General features: G+C 67.6%; 18 protein-coding genes. 8 read left to right on the plus strand and 10 right to left on the minus strand.

The window, feature by feature from the left end:
• Positions 1 to 10 precede the first annotated feature (10 nt).
• Genes ACNA0R_RS16315 through ACNA0R_RS16345 form a run of 7 tightly spaced genes read left to right on the plus strand, consistent with a single transcriptional unit; the run spans position 11 to position 7148 of the window.
• Positions 11 to 742, plus strand: a complete 732-nt coding sequence (locus ACNA0R_RS16315) for an enoyl-CoA hydratase/isomerase family protein (RefSeq protein ID WP_415827086.1) — start codon at positions 11 to 13, stop codon at positions 740 to 742.
• Positions 739 to 1935, plus strand: coding sequence for a CaiB/BaiF CoA transferase family protein (locus ACNA0R_RS16320; RefSeq protein WP_415827087.1), 1197 nt, complete (start codon positions 739 to 741; stop codon positions 1933 to 1935). Before ACNA0R_RS16315 ends, ACNA0R_RS16320 begins: the two co-directional genes overlap by 4 nt.
• 58 nt (positions 1936 to 1993) lie before the next feature.
• Positions 1994 to 3076: a Bug family tripartite tricarboxylate transporter substrate binding protein gene (locus ACNA0R_RS16325; protein ID WP_415827088.1), complete on the plus strand. Its 1083-nt coding sequence runs from the start codon at positions 1994 to 1996 to the stop codon at positions 3074 to 3076.
• Between the two features lie 9 nt (positions 3077 to 3085).
• Positions 3086 to 3886: an enoyl-CoA hydratase/isomerase family protein gene (locus ACNA0R_RS16330; protein WP_415827089.1), complete on the plus strand. Its 801-nt coding sequence runs from the start codon at positions 3086 to 3088 to the stop codon at positions 3884 to 3886.
• Positions 3873 to 5579, plus strand: a complete 1707-nt coding sequence (locus ACNA0R_RS16335) for an AMP-binding protein (protein ID WP_415827090.1) — start codon at positions 3873 to 3875, stop codon at positions 5577 to 5579. The genes ACNA0R_RS16330 and ACNA0R_RS16335 overlap by 14 nt, the downstream gene beginning before the upstream one ends.
• Positions 5576 to 6586, plus strand: a complete 1011-nt coding sequence (locus tag ACNA0R_RS16340; protein ID WP_415827091.1) for a hydroxymethylglutaryl-CoA lyase — start codon at positions 5576 to 5578, stop codon at positions 6584 to 6586. The genes ACNA0R_RS16335 and ACNA0R_RS16340 overlap by 4 nt, the downstream gene beginning before the upstream one ends.
• Positions 6587 to 6629: 43 nt before the next feature.
• On the plus strand, positions 6630 to 7148 hold the full coding sequence (locus ACNA0R_RS16345) for a MarR family winged helix-turn-helix transcriptional regulator (protein ID WP_415827092.1): 519 nt from the start codon (positions 6630 to 6632) through the stop codon (positions 7146 to 7148).
• On the opposite strand, the gene ACNA0R_RS16350 is transcribed toward ACNA0R_RS16345, so the two are convergent.
• From ACNA0R_RS16350 to ACNA0R_RS16395, 10 genes are all read right to left on the minus strand, one after another.
• Positions 7110 to 9842: an excinuclease ABC subunit UvrA gene (locus tag ACNA0R_RS16350; protein ID WP_415827093.1), complete on the minus strand. Its 2733-nt coding sequence runs from the start codon at positions 9840 to 9842 to the stop codon at positions 7110 to 7112. The genes ACNA0R_RS16345 and ACNA0R_RS16350 overlap by 39 nt on opposite strands.
• A gap of 119 nt (positions 9843 to 9961) precedes the next feature.
• A complete protein-coding gene (locus ACNA0R_RS16355; protein ID WP_415827094.1) occupies positions 9962 to 11392 on the minus strand; it encodes an NAD(P)/FAD-dependent oxidoreductase in 1431 nt (476 codons plus the stop codon).
• The gene (locus ACNA0R_RS16360; protein ID WP_415827095.1) at positions 11379 to 12323 is read right to left on the minus strand and encodes an ABC transporter ATP-binding protein; all 945 of its coding nucleotides are present in this window, start codon (positions 12321 to 12323) and stop codon (positions 11379 to 11381) included. The genes ACNA0R_RS16355 and ACNA0R_RS16360 overlap by 14 nt, the downstream gene beginning before the upstream one ends.
• Before the next feature lies 1 nt (position 12324).
• Positions 12325 to 13311, minus strand: a complete 987-nt coding sequence (locus ACNA0R_RS16365) for an ABC transporter ATP-binding protein (protein ID WP_415827096.1) — start codon at positions 13309 to 13311, stop codon at positions 12325 to 12327.
• A gap of 23 nt (positions 13312 to 13334) precedes the next feature.
• The gene (locus ACNA0R_RS16370) at positions 13335 to 14231 is read right to left on the minus strand and encodes an ABC transporter permease (protein WP_415827097.1); all 897 of its coding nucleotides are present in this window, start codon (positions 14229 to 14231) and stop codon (positions 13335 to 13337) included.
• Complete coding sequence (locus tag ACNA0R_RS16375; protein WP_415827098.1) at positions 14228 to 15208, minus strand: ABC transporter permease; 981 nt, start codon at positions 15206 to 15208, stop codon at positions 14228 to 14230. Before ACNA0R_RS16375 ends, ACNA0R_RS16370 begins: the two co-directional genes overlap by 4 nt.
• A gap of 15 nt (positions 15209 to 15223) precedes the next feature.
• Positions 15224 to 16801: an ABC transporter substrate-binding protein gene (locus ACNA0R_RS16380; protein WP_415827099.1), complete on the minus strand. Its 1578-nt coding sequence runs from the start codon at positions 16799 to 16801 to the stop codon at positions 15224 to 15226.
• Positions 16802 to 17001: 200 nt separating this feature from the next.
• Positions 17002 to 18336, minus strand: a complete 1335-nt coding sequence (locus tag ACNA0R_RS16385) for an NAD(P)/FAD-dependent oxidoreductase (RefSeq protein WP_415827100.1) — start codon at positions 18334 to 18336, stop codon at positions 17002 to 17004.
• A 49-nt stretch (positions 18337 to 18385) separates the two neighbouring features.
• On the minus strand, positions 18386 to 19882 hold the full coding sequence (locus ACNA0R_RS16390; protein ID WP_415827101.1) for an aldehyde dehydrogenase family protein: 1497 nt from the start codon (positions 19880 to 19882) through the stop codon (positions 18386 to 18388).
• Positions 19883 to 19887: 5 nt separating this feature from the next.
• Entirely contained in the window at positions 19888 to 20241 is a 354-nt protein-coding gene (locus ACNA0R_RS16395) for a cupin domain-containing protein (protein ID WP_415827102.1), read from the minus strand.
• 371 nt (positions 20242 to 20612) lie between these two features.
• Here ACNA0R_RS16395 and ACNA0R_RS16400 point away from each other — a divergent pair, with 371 nt between their 5' ends.
• Positions 20613 to 21197, plus strand: coding sequence for a cupin domain-containing protein (locus ACNA0R_RS16400; RefSeq protein WP_415827103.1), 585 nt, complete (start codon positions 20613 to 20615; stop codon positions 21195 to 21197).
• The last annotated feature ends 59 nt before the right edge of the window (positions 21198 to 21256 follow it).

Consider the following 21256-nt stretch of genomic DNA (forward strand, 5'->3'; position numbering starts at 1 on the left):
ACGAATCCAAATGGAACACCTGCTGATCGAAGACCACGACGCCGTGCGCATCCTGACGCTGAACCGGCCGGAGAAGCACAACGCGCTCAACACCCGCCTGACCCAGGAACTGCTCGACAGCCTGCGCGCAGCCGATCGCGCCGAAGGCGTCAACGCCGTGGTGCTGACCGGCGCGGGCAAATCGTTCTGCGCGGGCGCCGATACCACCGAGTTTTCCGCGCTGACGCCGCAAGACCCGCAGGCAGTCAGCGCCCGCGCCGACCTGACCACCAGCCTGCACCTGGTGTTCTCGCAAATGAACAAGCCGGTGATTTCCGCCGTGCGCGGCAATGCCCTGGGCGGCGGCGCCGGCCTGGCGATTGCCTGCGACATGTGCGTGATGTCGGAGACGGTGCGCTTCGGCTACCCGGAACTCAAGCATGGCATCGTCGCCGCGGTGGTCATGGCCAATCTGGTGCGCCAGCTGGGCCGCAAGCAGGCCTTCGAGCTGGTATCCCTGGCCGACCCCCTGGACGGGCATGCGGCCAAGGCCTGGGGCTTGTGCAATCGCGTGGTCCCCGACGAACAGGTGCTGGACATGGCCCTGGAACTGGCGCGCAAGGTGGCGGGCTGGAGCCCCATCGCCATGGCCACGACCAAGCGCGCCTTCCACCGCGCGGCGGACCTGGGCCTGGCCCAGGCCCTGGAAGTGGGGCGCGACGCCAACGTGATGATGCGCGGCTTTCGCAAGGACAAGGCATGAGACCGCTGGAAGGCATCACCATCCTGGATCTGTCGCGCGTGCTGGCGTGCCCGTTCGCATCCATGATCCTGGCCGAGCTGGGCGCGGAAGTGATCAAGGTGGAGCAGCCCGGCGGCGGCGATGAAACGCGGGATTTCGAGCCGGTGGTGCGGGGCGGCAAGGGCCAGGTCTCGGCCTATTACATGGCCTTCAATCGCAGCAAGCGCTCGATCACCGTCAACCTGCGCACGCCGGAGGGCCAGGACGTGGTGCGCCGCCTGGCCACCCAGGCCGACGTGCTGCTGGAAAATTTTCCGGTCGGCACGATGAAGAAATACGGCCTGGACTATGGCGCGCTTGCCCAGCTGAACGAGCGCCTGGTGCACGTCAGCTGCACCGGCTTCGGCGAGACCGGTCCCTATGCGAAACGCAAGGGCTACGACACGGTGTTCCAGGCGATGTGCGGCATCATGAGCCTGACCGGCGAACGCGGTGGCGGCCCGGTCAAGCCGGGCTTGCCGGTGGCGGATTTGAGTTCCGGCCTCTGGGTGTGCATCGCCATCCTTTCGGCGCTGGCGGGGCGCGAGAAAACCGGCCGCGGCTGTCACGTGGACTTTTCCATGTTCGACGGACAGGTCGGCCTGCTGTCGCTGGCGGCCGCCCGCTGGTTCACGCTGGGGGAAGTGCCGGAACGCCTGGGCACCGAACATCCCGGCCGCATCCCGTCGGCGGCCTTCATGTGCGCGGACGGCCGGTGGGTGCAGATCACGGGCAGCGACCAGCACTGGGCGCCCCTGTGCAACCTGCTGGGGCTGGAGGCCTGGGCCGCCGATGCGACGCTGGCCCGCAATGCCGATCGCCTGGCGCGGCGCGAGGAAATCATGGCCGGCCTGCAGCAGGCAATACGCCGCCTGGATCGGGATGAGCTGTGCCGCCGCTGCGATGCCGCGGGCGTGCCCGCCGGTCCCATCCTGCAGGTGGATGAAGTGCTGGCCAACGAACACGTCGCCGCGCGCGGCATGGTGGTGGATTTCGACCATCCGCTGATCGGCCGCTTTCCCGGGCTGCGCGTGCCGCTGCGCTTCGACGGCATGGACGATCCGCGGGTCGGCCGGCCGCCGTTGCTGGGCGAGCATACGGATGAAGTGCTGCGCGGCAAGCTGGGGCTGGGCGACGACCAGATCGCCCGTCTGCGCGCCGCCGGCGCGGTGTAGACATACGAACCCGAGCACGCGGCAGACCGCGGGCCGATAACCATAGAGGAGACCAGACATGAAGACGCTACACCGTGCTTTGCCGACACCACCGCCGCGCCCATCCCTGCCGCGTCCGCCGCGCACGCCGCAACGGACGCGAATGCCGCCGGCGTGGCGCACGGCCCTGCTGGCGCCGGCGCGGGCGCTGCTGCTGGCAGCGGCGCTCGGCGTGACGGCGCCGGCGGCCATGGCCGCCGATGCCTATCCCTCGCATCCCATCGTCCTGGTCAATCCCTACGCCGTCGGCGGCCCGGCCGATCTGCTGGGCCGCGCCCTGGCCAAGGAGCTGGGCGAAACCCTGGGGCAATCCGTCATCGTCGAAAACAAGCCGGGCGGCGGGGCCAGCATAGGCGCCGCCTACGTCGCCAAGGCCGCGCCCGACGGCTATACCTTGCTGCTGGGCACCGCGGCCGCGCATACGGTAACGCCGACGGCCACCAAGGTCCCCTATAAGGGCATCGAGGACTTCACCTTTGTCGGCATGGTCGCCAACGTGCCGAACATCCTGACGGTCTACCCCTCGGTCCCCGCGCAGAACCTGAAAGAGTTCATCGCCCTGGCCAGATCGCAGCCGGGGAAACTGAACTACGCGTCGGCCGGCATGGGCAGTTCCCCGCACATCGCGGCCGAAATGTTCAAGTACTACGCCAAGGTGGACCTGGTTCATGTGCCCTACAAAGGCGCGGCGCCCGCGGTCAACGACATGGTGGCGGGCACCGTGCCGGTCGGGCTGCTGAACATCTCGGCCGTGTTGCCCTTCATCAAGTCCGGCAAGCTGCGCGCACTGGCCTATGCGAACAAGGAGCGTTCGCCGGATCTGCCGGATGTGCCCACCTTCACGGAAGCCGGGCTGCCCGACATGGTCTCCGGCAGCTGGTACAGCCTGGCCGTCCCCGCCGGCACGCCGGCTCCGGTGGTCGATAAGCTGGCGAACGCCCTGAAGACGGTGCAGGAGCGCCCCGGGTTCAAGAAGATCCTCGCCGCGCAGAACGCCATCCCCATGCCCCAGCGGGAGCAACAGGCCACCGACTACATCCGCGCCGACGGCAAGCAGCTGGCCGAACTCGTAAAGGCCACCGGCATGAAACTACAGGACTGAAGGACCGCAATGAGTACGCTACCCGTATTCGAAACCCTGCAGCTCGATCTGGACGGCGGCACAGGCATCGCCACGCTCTGGCTGAACCGTCCGGACAGCCGCAATGCGCTCAACCTGCGCATGTGCCATGAGCTCACCGCGGCCTGCGAGGCCCTGGAGGCCGACGAAGCCGTCCGCGTCATCGTCCTGCGCGCGCGCGGCGTCGCGTTCTGCGCCGGGGCCGACTTGAAGGAGCGGCAGGGCATGAGCCCGGCTGAAATGGTGGCGCGCCGGGTCGATGGCTTCACCGCCTACGCCGCCTTGGAAGCGCTGTCCAAGCCCCTGATCGCCGCCGTGCACGGCGCGGCCTTCGGCTCCGGTTGCGAGATCGCGGCCGCCTGCGACTTCGTCCTGGCGACCGCGCAGGCCGCTTTCAGGTACCCGGAAGTGGGTTGGGGAACGGTGGGCGCCACCCAACGCCTGCCGCGCATCGTCGGCCGCCGCATGGCGAAGGAGCTGCTGTTCACCGGAAGAACGGTGGACGCGGAGGAGGCGCTGCGCCTGGGCCTGGTCAACCACGTCTATGACGCCGGGGAATTCGAGGCGGCGATCTCCGGCATGGCCGAGCGCATCGCCGCCGCCAATCCCCTGACCGTGCAACTGACCAAGCAGTGCATCGACGACGGCCTGGACACGACGCGCGAAGGCGCCATGGCGATCGAGCTGGTGGCCATCCAGCGCAACCTGCGGCACAGCGATTGGCGGAATGCGATCGCCGGCTTCGGCAAGAAGCCGGACGCGACCGGGGAGAAGGGCGATGCGGCTGCTTGACGATCAAGGCGTGCCGTTGCCGGTGACCTTGCCGCGGGTGCTGCAGGCCACCGAGCGCGAGCGATCCCATCACGAGGCTTATGTCGGGCCGGGCGAGCGCCTGACGTGGACGGCGCTGCGCCAGGAAAGCCGGCGCCTGGCCGCCGCCTTGCACAAGGCCGGCATAGGCAAGGGCGATCACGTCGGCCTGATGCTGGGCAATTCGGGCCTATGGATAGCGGCGTTCTTCGCCTGCGCCTCCATAGGCGCGGTCACCGTGCCGGTGAACACGCGCTTCAGGATAGAGGAACTGCAGTTCTGCCTGAAGCAGGCGGACGTCAAACTGCTGCTGTATGCCGATCAGTTCCTGGGCATAGATTTCACCGGCCTGCTGCGCCAGGTCGAACCGGCGATCGATCGAGGCCTGCCCGGCCAGGGCTTGCCCGAGTTGCGCCGCGCCGTCATGGTGGGCGAGGGGCGGTGCCCGGCCGGCCTGCAAACCCTGGCCGATTTCCTGGCCGCCGGCGCGGACGTCTCCGACCGGCAGCTGGATAGCCTGGCCGAGGCCGTCGCGCCGCAGGACGTATTGCTGATGCAGTACACATCCGGCACTACGTCTTTTCCCAAGGGCGTCATGCTCAGCCACCACAACATGCTGGGCGACGCGGCGTCCGTCGCGCGCAGGCTGGGTGTTACGCCGGAAGACCGTTATTTCAGCATCCGGCCGTTCTATCACGTCGCCGGCAGCACGCTGTCGGTGCTGGTGACCCTGGTGACCGGCTGCTGCCTGCTGAGCCTGCCCAGGTTCGACGTCAAGCAGACCCTGGATGTACTGGAAGCCGAGCGCTGCACCCTGACGTCGGGCAACGATACGATCTTTCTGATGATGATGGGACATGCCGACTTTGATCCCGGGCGCCTTCACTTGAAGGGCGGCTGGGCCGCGGCGGGACCCGAAGTGATGCAGAAAATCCGCGACGTGATGCGGATACCGTACGTCTGCAACGCCTACGGACAATCCGAAGCGTCGCCCAATGTCCTGGTCAGTGATCGCGACGATGCATTCGAACTGCGCCGCGACGGCTACATGCTGCCGCATCCGGGCGTGCAGGTGCGCCTGGCCGATCCGGATACCGGCGCGGTCATTCCTTCCGGTACGGAGCAAGGCGATCCCGCCCGGGACCATCCAGTCCGGGACCATCCAGCCCGCGGCGAGATCCAGGTGCGTGGCTGGAACGTCATGCGCGGCTACTACAAACTGCCGGACGCGACCGCGCGCGCCTTCACCGGGGACGGCTGGCTGCGCACCGGCGACATGGGAGAGCAGCGCGCCGACGGCCGCATGCGCATGGTCGGACGGCTCAAGGACCTGTTCCGTGTCGGCGGCGAAAACGTCGCGCCCGCGGAAGTGGAAGAAGTCCTGCACGGACATCCCGCGGTGCAGATGGCACAGGTGATAGGCGTGCCGGATGCCCGCCTGGGCGAGGTGGCCGGCGCCTTCATCCTGCTCAAGCCCGGACAGCAAAGCAGCTGCGAAGAACTGCTCGCCTGGTGCAAGGCGCGCTGCGCCAACTTCAAGGTGCCGCGCTACATGGCGCTGGTGGATAGCTTCGAACACATCGGCATGACGGGCAGCAGCAAGGTGCAGAAGAACAAACTGCGCGAGTACGCGATCAAGCTCTGGAACATCGGAAAGGACACGGTAGCCTCATGAACCTCGACCAAAGCGCGGGCCCCTCGCTGGAAGACGACGGCCGCGACGTGGTGCTGTGCGAGTGCTACGCCCGCGACGGCCTGCAGCATGAGCCGGATTTCCTGCCTACCGCCACCAAGGTGGCGCTGGTGCGCCGCTTCGCCGACATCGGCTTTGCCCGCGTGGAAGCGACCTCATACAGCAATCCCAAGGTGGTGCCGCAGTTCGCCGATGCCACCGACATGCTGCGCGCGCTGCCGCGCCGCCCGGGCGTCTTCTACAAGGCCACCTGCGCCAATGTCCGCGCGGTGGAGCGCGCCGTCGCCGACGCGGATGCCGGCATAGGCGCCAACGAAATCAGCCTGCTGGTATCCGCCACCGAAACGCATTCGATGAAGAACCTGGCGCGCGGCCGCGCGGACCAGTGGGCGAACATCCGCCAGATGGCCCTGGCCGCCGGCGGGCGTTTCCGCCTGATCGGTACGATCTCCATGGCCTTCGGCTGTTCTTTCGAAGGCCATGTCGACCCGGAAACCGTCATCGAAGACGTGGGCCGCATGCGCGACGCCGGCGTGCGCCACGTCACGCTCGGGGATACGACCGGAACGGCCACCCCGGCGACCACGCGCGCGCTGTTTCGCCGCATGATGGCCGCGTACCCGGACGTCATCCCCATCGCGCATTTCCATGACACGCGCGGCACCGGCCTGGCCAACTACGTCGCCGCGCTGGAGGCGGGCGTGCGCCACTTCGATTGCGCCTTCGGCGGCGTCGGCGGGCATCCGGCCAAGGTCCGCTACGGCGGCGGCCATACGGGCAACGTATGCACGGAAGACCTGGTCGATCTGTTCGAAAACATGGGGGTGAGGACGGGCATCGACCTGGACAGCCTGCTGTCCACCGTGCAAGCCTGCGAAGAGGCGCTGGGCCGGCCGTTGCAGGGCAGGGTGGCGCGCAGCGGCCTGAACCCCTTGCGCGCGGCGGCCCATGCCGCCTCTGTGCCGGCGCGCTCGCGCGGCATCCATTAGACTTCCTTCCATCATGAGTACTGCATCGCCTATCCGAACGAAAATGCCATCCGAAGCCCCGTCATCCCCGGCTGGGAAAGCGCAGGCGCGTCATTTCAAGGAGCTGATCTCCTTCCGCCTGAACATCCTGGCCAGCACCTGGAGCCGGCTGGCCGCCGAGTCCAATCAACGCGATTTCGGCCTGGATCCACGAGAGTGGCGCATCGTCGGCATGCTGGGCGCCTATGCGCCCATGTCCTTGCAGGGCCTGGCGCGAGAGGTCAACCTGGACAAAAGCCAGGCCAGCCGCACCGTGTCCGACATGATCGAACGCGGCCTGCTGCAACGCGAGTCGGACGAAAGCGACGGCCGCGGCGTGCAACTGAGCCTGACCCCGCGGGGCAAAGCGCTGTATCGGAAGGTCTTCCCGCGGGCGGTCAAGCGCAATGAGGAACTGCTCTCTGTCCTGAGCGAGGAAGAGCGCGCCGTCCTGGACCGGGCGCTCGACGTACTGACCGAACACGCGCAGAAAACGCTGGCGAAATCACGCGAGACGCCGGGACGAGGACGCGGCGGCGCCTGACGCGGGCCCGGCATCCGAAGCCCCCGCGGCATTCGACGCAAGGGAATCGCCCGAAGGCGCCAGGAATGCCGCGATAAACGGCGCCGTGGCGCTTGCCTGGCTGCCCGCCACGACCGCGGGCGGCCCTTCCGCCACGATGCGGCCGCCCTGGTCGCCCGCGCCCGGGCCGACGTCTATTACCCAGTCCGCCTGCGCCACCACCCGCATGTCGTGCTCCACGGTCACCACGGTATTGCCCAGGTCCACCAGGCGCTGCAGCTGCGCCATCAGCCGGTCCACATCCAGGGCATGCAGGCCCGTCGTGGGCTCGTCCAGCACGTACAGGCTATGGCCGCGCTGGCTGCGTTGCAGCTCGGTCGCCAGTTTGATGCGCTGCGCCTCGCCGCCCGACAGCTCCGTGGCGGGCTGGCCCAGGCGCAGATAGCCCAGGCCGATCTCGCGCAGCAGGCGCAGCGGGCGCAATACCGCCTCCTGATCGGCGAAGAAGTCGCAGGCTTCCTCCACCGTCATCCGCAGGACTTCGGCGATATTGCGTCCGTTCCAGCGCACCTTGAGCGTCGCTTCGTTATAGCGGGCGCCGTGGCAGGTCGGGCAGGGCGCGTAAACGCTGGGCATGAACAGCAATTCGACGCTGACGAAGCCTTCGCCTTCGCAGGTTTCGCAGCGGCCCTTGGCCACGTTGAAAGAAAACCTCCCCGCGTCATACCGCCGCCGCCGCGCGTCCGGCGTCGCCGCGAACAGCTTGCGCACGTGGTCGAACAGGCCCGTGTAGGTGGCCAGGTTCGAACGCGGGGTGCGGCCGATGGGTTTCTGGTCCACCTGCACCAGCCGCCTGACGATGTCCACATCTCCCGCCAGCTGGCCGCGCGTGGTCTCGACCACCGTCGGCTCCTCCGGCGCGCCGTCCGCGGCATCGTCCTCCGGTTCGTGCCCCAGATGCAGCGATACCAGTTCCGGCAAGGCCTGCGCGATCAGGCTGGATTTGCCGGAGCCCGAGATGCCGGTGACCGCCGTCAGCACGCCCAGCGGGATCCGCGCGCTGACGCCATGCAGATTGTGGCGATGGATATCCTTCAGCTCCAGCCAGGCCGCGGGCAATCGCCCCACGCTTGCCGGCAGCGGTACCCGGTCGAACAGATAACGCCCGGTACGGGACTCTGGCACATCCCTCAGGCCTTGCGGCGCGCCGCTGTACAGCACGCGGCCGCCGCGTTCGCCGGCCTCCGGGCCGACATCGACCAGCCATTGCGCGCGCCGCATCAGCCCCAGGTCGTGCTCGACGACGAACACCGAGTTGCCGGCATCGCGCAGGCGGTCCAGTGCGTCGTACAGCGACTGGCTATCGGATGGATGCAGGCCCGCCGACGGTTCGTCCAGCACGTAAACCACGCCGAACAGCATGGAGCTCAATTGCGTGGCCAGGCGCAGCCGCTGCAGCTCGCCGCTGGACAGGGTCGGCGTCGCGCGGTCCAGTGTCAGATAGCCCAGGCCGAGCTGTTGCAGCGAACGCAGGCGCGCCATCACGCCCTCGGCCAGGCGCTGGGCGGCCAGGCGTTTCTCCGGTGACAGCGCCGACGTCCGCCGCACGTCGGGAGAGGCCGCATGGATGGCCCGGCCCGACCGCGCCCGCTGCGCGCGATCGCGGCGCGTGGCCTCTTTGTCGATGTCCGCGCCGGCGCCATGGGCGCCGAAGTCGCCCCTTGCAATGGGCTCCAGCAGCGCGGCCGCCTGGTCCAGCGGCATCCGCATGAATTCGCCGATGTCCACGCCGGCGAATGTCACCGCCAGCGCTTGGGGCTTGAGCCGCTTGCCCTGGCAGGCGGGGCAGGGCCTGCCCTCCATGAAGCGGGACACACGTTTGCGCATCAGGGCGCTCTGGGTGTTGGCGAAGGTATGCAGCACGTAGCGGCGCGCGCCGGTGAAGGTGCCCATGTAGCTGGGCTCCAGCTTGCGCTTGAGCGCGGCCCGGGTCTCCGCGGGCGTGAACCCCGCATACACCGGCACGGTCGGCGTTTCCTCGGTGTACAGGATCCAGTCGCGGTCCTTCTTGGGCAGGTCCTTCCAGGGCCGGTCCACGTCATAGCCCAAGGTCACCAGGATGTCGCGCAGATTCTGTCCGTGCCAGGCCGGCGGCCATGCGGCGATCGCGCGTTCGCGGATGCTCAGCGACGGGTCCGGGACCATGGTGGCCTCGGTGACTTCGTAGACATAGCCCAGGCCATGGCAGGACGGGCAGGCGCCCTGCGGCGTGTTGGGAGAGAAATCCTCGGCATACAGCATGGGCTGGCCGGCCGGGTAGGCGCCGGCCCGCGAGTACATCATGCGCACCAGGCTGGATAGCGTGGTCAGGCTGCCCACGGAGGACCGGGCATTGCTCGCGCCGCGCTGCTGCTGCAAGGCCACGGCCGGCGGCAGTCCGTCGATGGCATCGACGTCCGGCACGCCGACCTGGTCGATCAGGCGCCGCGCATAGGGGGCCACCGATTCGAAATAGCGCCGCTGGGCTTCCGCATAGATGGTGCTGAAGGCCAAGGAGGATTTGCCCGAGCCGGACACGCCGGAAAACACCACCAGCGCGTTGCGCGGGATGGCGACATCGACGTCCTGGAGATTATGTTCGCGCGCGCCGCGCACTTCGACGAATCCGCCGCGCTGCGCGTCGGGCGCCGCGGCGGAAGGTTGGGCATCGGGCATGCGTACTCCTATGTCAAGTTGCCGTGGGCGCGACGGCCAGGCGCCGCGCCCAGGTGCTAGCTTGCCACAGGGTGCAATCGGCGTGCCGCCGCCAGCGCCCGGCGATCAGCGCGGCGCCGCTAGCGCCGGCCGATGCGCAATCCCAGCCTGGCCGGCAGGGCTGCCAGCATGTTCGCCACCATCGGGGGCCGGCGTCCCGCCTCCAGCGCGTCTTCCCGCGTCAGGATGCCCCAGCGGATGGCGCTGGCGCCCAGATAGCGGAAGGGCTCGGGCGGCAGCGACGGCACGTCGCGCGTGCACAGCGCCAGGGAGGACCACTCATCCGTTTCCCGCAGCACCAGCGACGCCATGCATTGCCCCGCCAGGCAGGTCGCATTCACCCCATGGCCGCTGAACCCGCCCGCATAGTGGACCCGCGTGCCCGGCAGCGTCTTGAAGAAGGGGATCTGGTCGGCGGATACGTCGATGCCGCCGCCCCAACTGGCGGCCACCCGCGGCGTGGGCAAGGCCTGGGGAAACCATTCCCGCAGGACACCGCGCACGCGGTCGCTGGACGAGCGATGGTCATAAAGCCGTGAAGCGCGATGGTCGCTACCGGCCGCCAGCGGGCCGCCGCCCCAGCCGGCGAGTATGCGCCGGTCAGGCGTCTTGCGCGCGTAGCGGATGAACTGGCGCGAATCGACGATGCCTTCCGTGCCTGTCCAGCCGACGCGGTCCAGGAAGTCGCCGGCCGGCTCGCTCATGGCGACGTAGCTGGAAAACATCGAGATATGCCGGCGGATCTCGGGAATTTCCGTCAGCGCGATATTGGTCGCCAGCACGACCTCGGGCGCGATGGCCTCGCCCTTCGCGCAGCGGACGCGATTCGGGGTGCCGCGGTCCAGACCCGTCATCGGCGAATGCTCATAGATCGCGATGCCCTTGGCCAGGGCGCTGCGCCGCAGCGAGCGCGCCAGGCGGGCAGGGTGCACCAGCGCCGAGTCGGGGAACAATGCGCCGCCCCGGAACAGCGGCGATACGCACAGTTTGGCGACATCTTCGCGACTCAGTTCGCTGACCGTTTCGGGTACACCGAAGCGCGCCGCGTTGCGCACCCAGGTGCCGGCGCGCGCATCGTGTTCCGGATGAACGGAAACAAGCAGGGTGCCGCTTTCCTGCCACCACAAATCCTCGCCGCAGGCGTGCACATAGTCGCGGATGCGCTGCTGGGCTTTCGACGCCGCCCGCGCCACCGCCAGCGATTGCTCCTTGCCGAACAGGTCTTCCATTTTCGCCAGGCGGGACCAGTAGCCGGAGGTCATCCCGCCGTTCTTGCCGCTGGCCCCGGAGCCGCAGGTGCGGGCCTCGATCAGGGCAATGGACAATCCGGGCCGCCGTTCGTGCAGCGTGAGCGCCGTCCACAGGCCGGCAAAGCCGCCGCCCACGATAACGACGTCGAACGTGTGCCGGCCCGTCAGTGGCGCGGCATCGGGCAGGTTGCCCTCGTACGCGATGGCATCGCGGTACCACCAGGACACTTCGCTGTGCGGGGATGGGTCAGTCGGGATCATGGAGATGGCAGGCTACGGGGTGATCGGGCGCAAGCAGGCGCACCGCCGGCGTCTCTGTCCGGCAGCGCGGCATGGCGTGGGGGCACCTGGGATGGAAATGGCAACCCGCGGGCGGATTCAGCGGCGACGGTATCTCGCCGCGTATGGCCTGGAAGGGCCGCCGCGTGCCATCCAGTACCGGCACCGCGGCCATCAGCGCTTGCGTATAGGGATGCGCCGCCGCGGTCGCGAGCGACCGGGCCGGCAGGACCTCCACGATGCGGCCCAGGTACATGATGGCGACGCGATCGCTCATGCGCTCGACCACGGGCAAATCGTGGCTGATGAACAGATAGGCGCAGCCCGTCTGTTCCCGCAGATCGGCGAACAGATTAAGGATCTGCGCCTGGATGGAAACATCGAGCGCGGATACGGGCTCGTCGCAGATGATCAGCGACGGCCCCAGCGCCAGGGCGCGCGCGATACCGATGCGTTGGCATTGGCCACCGGACAATTCGTGCGGATAGCGTTCCAGCAGATGGGCGGGCACGCCGGCGCTTTCCAGCAGCCGGCGGGCGGCGCCATCGGCGTCTTCCTTCCCGGCGCAGCGCAAGGGCTCGGCCACGATGTCCAGGACCCGCTGGCGCGGATTCAGCGAACCCGCCGGATTCTGGAAGACCATCTGCACGCCGTCGGCGCGCATTCCCGGCATGAACTCGATGGCGCCGCCGGTGGGTCGCTCCAGGCCCACGATCAGCCGTCCCAGCGTCGACTTGCCGCTGCCGGACTCGCCGACCAGGCCCAGCACTTCGCCGGCGGCCATATGCAGGGACACGCTGTCCAGCGCCCGTACCGTACGCCGGGGCCCCAGGCCCAGCGGTCCGCGTCGACCCGCGCCATAGGTTTTGCTGACCTCGCGAAGTCGCAACAGGGGCGCGCGATTCGGATCCATCCTATCCCTCCGCCACGATCGTTTGCGTGGCTCCCGACACCGGATGCACGCAGCGCACGGTCTGCCGGGGCGCGACAGGGCGCATCGCCGGCAGGGCCGCGCAGGCCGAGGTGGCGCGGTCGCAGCGCGGCTGGAAGCGGCAACCGGCCGCGGTGGCCGCCGACGCGATGCTGCCCGGTATCTGCGGCAGCCGGCGCTCGTCGCGATTGCGCGCCGGCACCGAGGCGAGCAGGCCGCGCGTATAGGGATGGGCCGGATTCGCCAGCACATCGGCCGCGCCGCCGTACTCCACGATTCCGCCCGCGTACATCACCGCGATGTTGTCGGCCAGGTTCGCCACGACGCCCAGGTCGTGCGTGATCCAGATCAGCGCGGTTCCGGACTGCGCAACCACCTTCTGGACCTCGGCCAGGATCTGCGCCTGGATGGTGACGTCCAGGCCGGTGGTCGGCTCGTCGGCGATGATGATGTCGGGGTCGTTCAGCAAGGCGATGGCGATGGCCACCCGTTGCCGCATGCCGCCGGACAGCTGGTGCGGGTAAGCCTGCATGCGCTCGGCGGGAGAGGGGATGCCGACGCGCTCCAGGGCCTGGACGGCCCGGGTCCAGGCGGCCCGGCGCGTCAGCGATTGATGGGCATGCAGGGTGTCGGTCATCTGGGTGCCGATACGAAGCATGGGGTGCAGGGTGGACATCGGATCCTGGAAGACCATCGCAATGCGCCGCCCACGTATCGACCGGATGGTCTGGGCGTTGGCGGTGCGCAGGTCGATGCCGGCGAACAGGACGCGTCCGGCGGTGACGCGGCCCGGCGGGTCGACCAGTCCCAGGATGGAATAACCGGTCACGGACTTGCCGCTGCCCGACTCGCCCACCAGGCCCAGGATTTCGCCGCGGCGCAGCGTCAGATCCACGCCATTGACCGCATGGACCACGCCATTGGCGCCGCGAAACTCCGTGTGCAGGTCCTCGACCCGCAGTATCTCCATGCTCGCTTGAGACCGTGCCGGGTTCACTGGACTATCCTCCTGTCGCCGCGCGCGGCCTCCAGCGCCACCGCGCGCGGGTCGTTGACCTGGCGCAGGCGTTCGCCGATCACGTTGATCGACAGCAGCAGGACCAGCAGCACGAGGCCCGGCATGACGCTGATCCAGTACTGCCGGGCCAGCATGTAGGTATAGCCATTCGCGATCAGGAGCCCCAGGGAGGGTTCGGTGATGGGCAGGCCCACGCCGAGAAAGGACAGCGTCGCCTCCAGCGCGACGGCGCCGGCCAGTTCCACGACGACCAGCACGCCGAGCGGCCCGACGGAATTGGGCAACAGGTGGCGGAACATAATGCGCCCGGCCCTGTACCGCAGGGTGCGCGCCGCCATGATGTATTCCTTGGCGCTCTCCACCTGAGCGGAACTGCGCAAGGTGCGGGCGAAATAGGCCCACTGCGACGCCGCGATCGCGATGACGACCTTGCCCAGCCCCGGTCCCAGCAGCGCCATCAGCACCAGGGCGGTCAGCACGCTGGGCAGGGCCAGCTGCAGATCGGCCAGTCGCATGAACAGCGCATCGATGCGGCCGCCGGCATAGGCGCAGACCAGCCCGATCGTCACGCCCACCACCAGTGCGATACCCGTGCCCAGGGCCGCCACGGCCAGGCTGACCCGCAAACCGTACAAGACGGCGCTGTACAGGTCCCGTCCCTGGTCGTCCGTGCCCAGCCAATAGGTGTAGCCGTGATCGGAAACCGAGCCCGGCGGCATCAGGGAGCTCAGGATATCCAGCTGGGACAGGTCGTAAGGATTCTGGTGCGCCAGCCAGGGCGCCAGGCACGCCGCCGCCACCAGGACGGTCAACACCGCGGCGGCAACGCAAGCCAGCTTGCCGCGGAAGAAACGCGATGCGCGGCGCGTCATGCCCGCACCCCATGCGCCGCGGCGACGCGTGGATCCAGCCAGGCGCACAGAATATCCGCCACGATGTTGACCAGCACGAATATCGATACCGTGAACAGCAGATATGCGATCACCACGGGACGATCCGACGTACGGATCGCCTCGATGATCAGCTTGCCGGTGCCCGGCCAGGCGAAGATGCTTTCCGTCACCACGGAAAACGCCAGCAGCATGCCGAACACCATCCCCATCACCGTGACGATGGGCGTCAGGATATTGCGCAGCACGTAGACGCCCACGATCCGCCGCCGGTCCAGCCCCTTGGCGCGGGCAAAGCGCGTGAATGGCGCGTCCAGCGACTCGATCACGCCGGCCCGCGTCAGCCGTATCAGCAGCGCCATGGGAAAGAGCGACAGGTTCAGGGCGGGCAGCAGCAAATGGCGCCAGCCGTCGATCGTGGCCAGGCTGGTGTGCAGGCCCAGCAGCGATCCGACCTGGCCGCGCCCGCCGGTGGGCAGCCATTGCTGTTCGATGCTGAAAACAATGATCAGGGCCAGGCCCAGCCAGAACGTGGGCACGCTGACCATCAGCACCGCCAGTCCGCCCACGCCCCGGCCCACCACGGAAGCCGGCCGGCAGCCGGCGTACATGCCCAGCGGAATGCCGATCACCGTGGCGATCAGCATCGCGGCAAGCGCCAGTTCCAGGGTGGCGGGGAAGCGCTCCAGTATCAGGCCCAGGGCGGGTTGCCCGTTGATGTAGGAACTGCCCAGATCCCCTTGCAGCAGGTGGCCCATGAAGCGCAGATACTGGCGATACATGGGCTGGTCCAGGCCCAGCTGGGCGGCGGTGCGGGCCAGCACCTCGGGCGATGAATCCGGATTGACCAGCGTGGCCAAGGGATTGCCCAGCGCAAAAATGCCCAGGAATGCGATCAGGGACATCGCGGCGAGCAGGCCCGCTCCCTGCCCGATGCGCTTGAAGAGAAATGCCGTCATCCGTGCCCGCGCCGCTTACGGCTGCGCCTTGGATACCGAGTCGGCGATCGTCTGCTCCGTCACCCAGGTCTGGTACGTCAGCCCCTTGCGCACGCCCACGACGACGCTTTGCGCGTACAGGGGAATAAAGCCGTAGTCGTCCATAGCCACGCGCATCGCCTGCTTCATCAGGTCATGGCGCCGCGGCGTATCCATTTCGTTGGCGGCCTGCTCGATGAGCCTGTCGACCTGGGGATTGGAATACCGCCCCCAGTTCCAGGAGCCGAAGCCATTCTTGGTGTCGGGCGTGTGAACCACATTGTTCAGCACCAGCGCTTCGCCCGACGAGTCGGCCCAGCCCATCATGGCGATGCTGAATCGTTCGCCGTTCGGGTCCATGGCTCGCGGTGTCAGCACCGCGTAGGGCATGGTCTGGACATCCACCTTCAGGCCGATGCGCGAGAACATCTGGCCGATCGCCTGGCATACCCGCGCGTCCTCGATGAAGCGATCGTTGGTGCAATGGATGGTCATGGCGAAGCCCTGCGGATAGCCGGCCTGGGCGAGCAACTGCTTCGCCTTGGCCACGTCAGGGGCGGCAAGCGCCAGCGTGTCGTCGAAGCCGCCGAACCCCTTGGTGGTGATCTGGCTGGCCGGATACGCCATGCCGCCCAGCACGCGATCCACGAGGGCCTTGCGATCCACCGCCAGGGACAGGGCCTGGCGCACCCGCGGGTCCGCATAGGGGTTCTTGGGCAGCGGCTTGCCCTGGGCGTCGAAGGCGTAGGGCGTCTGCGGGCGATTCGTGTCGATGGTGAGGAACAGCAAGCGGCTGGACGGCCCCATGATCACCGACACCGTGGGGTCGGCCTTCAGGCGCGCCGCCAGCGCGGGCGGCACCGCATCGATCATGTCGACGTCCTTGCCCAGCAGCGCGGCGACGCGGGCGCCGCCGTCGGGGATGAAGCGGTACGTGACCTTATCCCACTTGGCGGGCGGGCCGAAGAATCCCGGATTGCGCTCCAGGACAAGGCTGTCGCCGGCCTTGAAGGACACGAACTTGTAGGGGCCGAAGCCCACGGCCGCCTTGCCATCGGAGAAGTCGGCGGTCGTCGCGCTGGCGGCGATCCTGGCGGGGATGATCTGGATCAGCGAAACGCGCTGGGGCAGGATCGGATTGGATTTCGAGGTGACGATATCCACGGTGTGGTCGTCGACCTTGCGGGCTTCCTGCAGCCCGGCGATCGCGCCGGTGAACGGAGCGCTGGCCTTGATGGTCTGCATGCGCTTGTAGCTGGCCACAACGTCATCGGCCGTGACCGGCGTGCCGTCGCTGAACTTCACGTCATGGCGCAGCTTGAAGCGCCAGGTCTTGCCGCCGTCCGGCGTGCTCCATGATTCCGCCAGATAGGGCAGTACCTTGCCATCGTTGGCTTGGGCCGTCAGGCCGCCATAGATCTGCACGTAGTAGCCGACGTTGGCGTCCGTCCACATGAAGTGCGGGTCCAGCGCGGGGTCCGGCGTGCGCGTGCCGATGCGCAGATCATCCGCGGCGGCGGGCAGCGCGAACGCGATGAGGAAAGCGGCCATCCAGCATCGGAATAAATGCTTCATGTGATCATCCCCTTGTGTCTTCGCATGTCCGGTCGCGATCATTCATTGATGCAGCGAAACAGCGAGTGATTCAGTATGTTGAAAAATATAGGCGAAACGACGGGTACCGTAGGGCTTTTTCGTACTACTTTAGTGAAACTACCTAGACCGCGATCAAGACCGCCGACGCCGCGGCCGCGCGCCCACGACCGTGCGTGGCACTACATCATCTCCGGCCGCCTGATGGCCGAACCGTCGCTGAAGCGGTCGAGCCGATAGGGATGCGGGTCGACGAACGGCGCCGTATCGGTGGCCAGCTCGCTGGCCAGCCGGCCCGCGCCGGGGCCTATGCCGAAGCCGTGTCCGCTGAACCCGGAGGCGATCACCAGTCCGGGCAACTGGTCCACCTTCGAGATGATGGGCACCAGGTCCGGCGCGGTATCGATCATGGATCCCCAGGCCGCCGCCACCGTGACGCCGCGCAAGGCGGGAAACTCGCGGGCGATATTGCGCAACGCGGTGTTCACGATGTCGCGGTCCGGCGCCGGGTCCAGGACCCGGATTGCTTCGAAGGGGGAAGGGCCGTCATTGCGCCATTTACCGGCGGCTTCCGGGCCGTTCCAGAAGCTGCTGTTCAACCGGTACTTCAATTTCTTGGCGAGTTTCGCCCGGTACATCTGGTAGAACTTGGCGGCGTGCCTCAGGCCCTGCGGCGTGATGTTGAGGGTGCCGTGTCCGGGCAGCGCCACGGTGTAGCCGCCGTCCAGGCGCCGCCGCATCGAGAAGCCGGGACCGCTGACATTGCCCGCGCTAAGCACGTCGGGCGCCGCGTGGGTGCGGAAAGCCGTGCCGCCGATGTTGGCGACAGGCAGATCGATTTTGTGATGATGGCAGAAGCGGGAATTCCAGGCGCCCCCGGCCGCCACGACGCGGGACGCCCTGATCAGCCCGCGCTCGGTCCAGACGCCTTGCACGCGGCCGCCGGCGATTTCCAGCCCGCGCACCGCGCATTGCTGGTGCACCAGCGCGCCCGCCGCCTTGGCGCCCTCGACGATCGCGGGCGCCGCCATGCCGGGTTCGGCACGGCCGTCGGTGGGCGACCAGATGGCGCCTTTCCATTCCGAAACGCTGCCCGGCAGGCGCGCGCGCGCCTGCGCCGCGGTCAGCAGCTCATTGTGGAACCCCTGTTCGCGCGCGGCCTTGCTCCAGTTTTCCCACTTGTCCAGCTCGGCCTGCTCGCGTGCGCAGAGCAGGATGCCGGTGCGCCGGAAACCCAGGTCGCGGCCGATTTCTTCGGCAAGCTCGCCCCAGCGTTTCAGGCTGTACATCGCCAGGCCGAGTTCATGCAGGTCGCGGTTCTGCTGCCGCACCCAGCCCCAGTTGCGGCCGGATTGTTCGCCCGCGACGACGCCTTTTTCGATCAGGGCCACGGAGACGCCCTTGCGGGCGAGTTCATAGGCGGTGCATGACCCGATGATGCCGGCGCCGATGACGACAACGTCGACCCGCTCCGGAAACATGGGACTGTCTGTGACGCTATCGACCTGTATCGGCATGGTCTATGGCCCGTTGCAAATTTGTTTGAGTGCGGCGAGGGCGGCTACGTCAACGCGCCGCCACGTCCGCGCCGATGTTCACCAGTACGGTCTTGTGCCGCAGGTTCTGTTCGACCGCCGCCCGGCCAAGGTCCTTGCCGATGCCGGAGCTTTTATAGCCTCCGGTAGGCAGGATGAAGTCCATGGTGCGCGAATAGCGGTTGATCCATACCGTGCCGGCCTGCAATGCGCGCATCGCTCGCATCGCCCGTCCCAGGTCACGCGTGTAGACGCCGGCGGCCAGGCCGTATTCCGGATGGTCGGCCAGCGCCAGGCCTTCTTCTTCGGTGTCGAAGGTTTGTACCGTCAGCACGGGGCCGAAGATTTCTTCCCGCACGGCCGCCGTGGCGGCGTCGACATTGGTCAGCAGGGTGGGCTGGTAGTAGGCGCCGCCGTACCCGTCGATCCGCTGCCCGCCCAAGACGCACTCGGCGCCCTGGCTGACGCTATCTTGCAGGATCCGGTCGATGCGCCGCGCCTGGGTCTCGGAGACGATAGGCGCGAAGTTGGTCGCCGCCTTCCAGGTGTGGCCGGCGACAGCGCCCGCGAGTTTCCGCCGCAGCAGGTCCACCAGCGCTTCGGCGACGGATCTTTCGACGATCAGGCGCGATCCGGCCACGCACGCTTGTCCCGCATTGGCCAGCAGAGAACCCGCGATGCAGCCGGCTGTCCGCTCCAGGTCGGCGTCGGCGAAAACCAGCTGCGGGCTCTTGCCGCCCAATTCCAGGGTGACCGGCTTCACGCCGCTTTCGGCGGCGGCCTTCATCACGGCCACCCCGGTGCGGGTGGAGCCCGTGAAAGACACCTTGGCGATGCCGGGATGCCGGCTGATGGCCTCGCCGGTGACCGCGCCGCTGCCGTGCACCACATTGAAAATGCCGGCGGGTATGCCGGCCTCCACCGCGAGCTGCGCCAGCCGCACGGTGGAAAATGGCGTAAGTTCGGATGGCTTGAGCACGATCGCGTTGCCCGCCGCGAGCGCCGGCCCGGCCTTCCAGCTCGCCATGCTGAGCGGGAAGTTCCATGGTGTGATGGCACCGACCACGCCGTAAGGCTCGGACAGGATCATGCCCAGGTCGCTCGAACGCGTCGCCGCGACGTCGCCGCCCAGTTTGTCGGCCCATTCCGAGAAGAAACGGATGCCTTCAGCCACGCTGGCGACATCGCCGGCGACGACCTGGGATATGGGGCGCGTCGAGCCCAAGGCTTCCAGCCGGCCCAGTTCTTCCTGGTGCTTTTCGACCAGATCCGCCCATCGGCGCATGGCCCGCACACGCTCGCGCGGCGCTTGCGTGCCCCAACCGCTGCTGTCCAGGGCGCGCCTGGCGCTGGCGACGGCGCGATCCACCGTATCGGCGCTACCCAGCGGCAGATCGGCGTAGGGCGTCAGGTCGGAGGGGCGGGCAACGGTCAAATGCTCGCCGGCATCGTCGACGACCTTGCCGTCAATGTAATGGCCGCGCTCGAACGGCACGGAGTCGGGATCGAAACCGCCAGCCTGAGTCATTGCGCTCATTCCACGATGACGTAGATCTTGCGCAGCGTTTCGATGGTCTTCCACGTGCCGACGAACCCGGGCTTCATGACGAAGCTGTCGCCGGCGCGATACGTGACCGTGGCGCCGCCCTGTTCGGTGAGCTCGACAGCGCCCTCCAGGAGCAGGCAGAACTCGAACTTGGAGCCCTTGATGGATTTGGTGGTGCCGGGGGTCGCCTGCCACACGCCGGTGCGGATCTTGCCATCCTTGGCGTCGTCCTGGTTCCAGGTGGTGAAGACGGGCGATCCTTCCAGCAGTATCTCCGCCGCCGCCGTGGATAGCGTGCCTTCGCCAAGGTCCGTCGTACGTATCGTTTTGAGCAGCGACATTTCTTCTCCGGGCGGGCATGCGACGCGCCGGTGCGGGGATCGCACAAGGCGGCAGACCCAAGTCTATTCAGTAAATTGAAGTATAGGCCTGGCACTATGTTGAATACAACGACCGGAGACGCGTGACGCGCTGGCGTTTACCCTAACTTGATGATGGCACTACTCCTTGGTCCGTATAGGGCGGCGGGGCGGGTTCGTGCCGTGCATATCGCCGCGGCGGATTCGGCGTGCGATCCGCACCGATGTACTAATATAATGAACTCCGCTCCAGGCCGCCGGCCCCGCCGATCCGGCTTACGGAGCAGTATCGGGAACCGGAAAAACTAAAGATGGCGCGCCAAATCAACGCTCGTGCTTCATTGGCAAAGGAAATGACCCGGACAGAAGACGAAAACGCCAAGCGGCTCGGCGACCGGCTGCGGACCTTGCGCGGCGACCGCGGTTTCTCCACGCTGGAGCTCGCCGCCCGGTCCGGCGTGTCCGCGGGCATGATCAGCCAGATCGAGCGCGGCAATTCGAATCCGTCCATCAAGACGCTGCAGCGGCTGCGCAGCGCCCTGGGCATCAGTGTCTGGCAGTTTTTCGACGAACCCAAGGCCGACGCGCCCGCCACGCCGCCTTTCGTGCTGCGCCGGGGCCAGCGGCCGATGATGGAGCTGAAGGAATCCGGCCTCGTCAAGGAACTGCTGTCGCCGCAATCGGCGGACGATCTGCGTTTCATGTTCATCGAGATGTCGCCCGGCAGCGCGACGGAAGACGTATTCGTGGGCGGCGGCCAAAAGGCCGGCTACGTGATTGCCGGTAGCGTCCAATTGACCGTCGGCGACGTCACCGCCACGCTGGACGTAGGCGACAGCTTCCAGTTCAACAGCAATGTCGAGCATGCGCTGGCCAACCCTTCCGATGTCGAGGCGAGGGTACTCTGGATCATCAGCGGGCTGGACACGCATTTGTAGGCGCCGCCGCGCGCCTTCATTGCCAACGCGCCGTGGCGTGGCCCCGGCGGGCCGCTTTG

Source organism: Bordetella sputigena (genome assembly GCF_965137885.1).
Lineage (GTDB): Bacteria > Pseudomonadota > Gammaproteobacteria > Burkholderiales > Burkholderiaceae_B > Bordetella_C > Bordetella_C sputigena.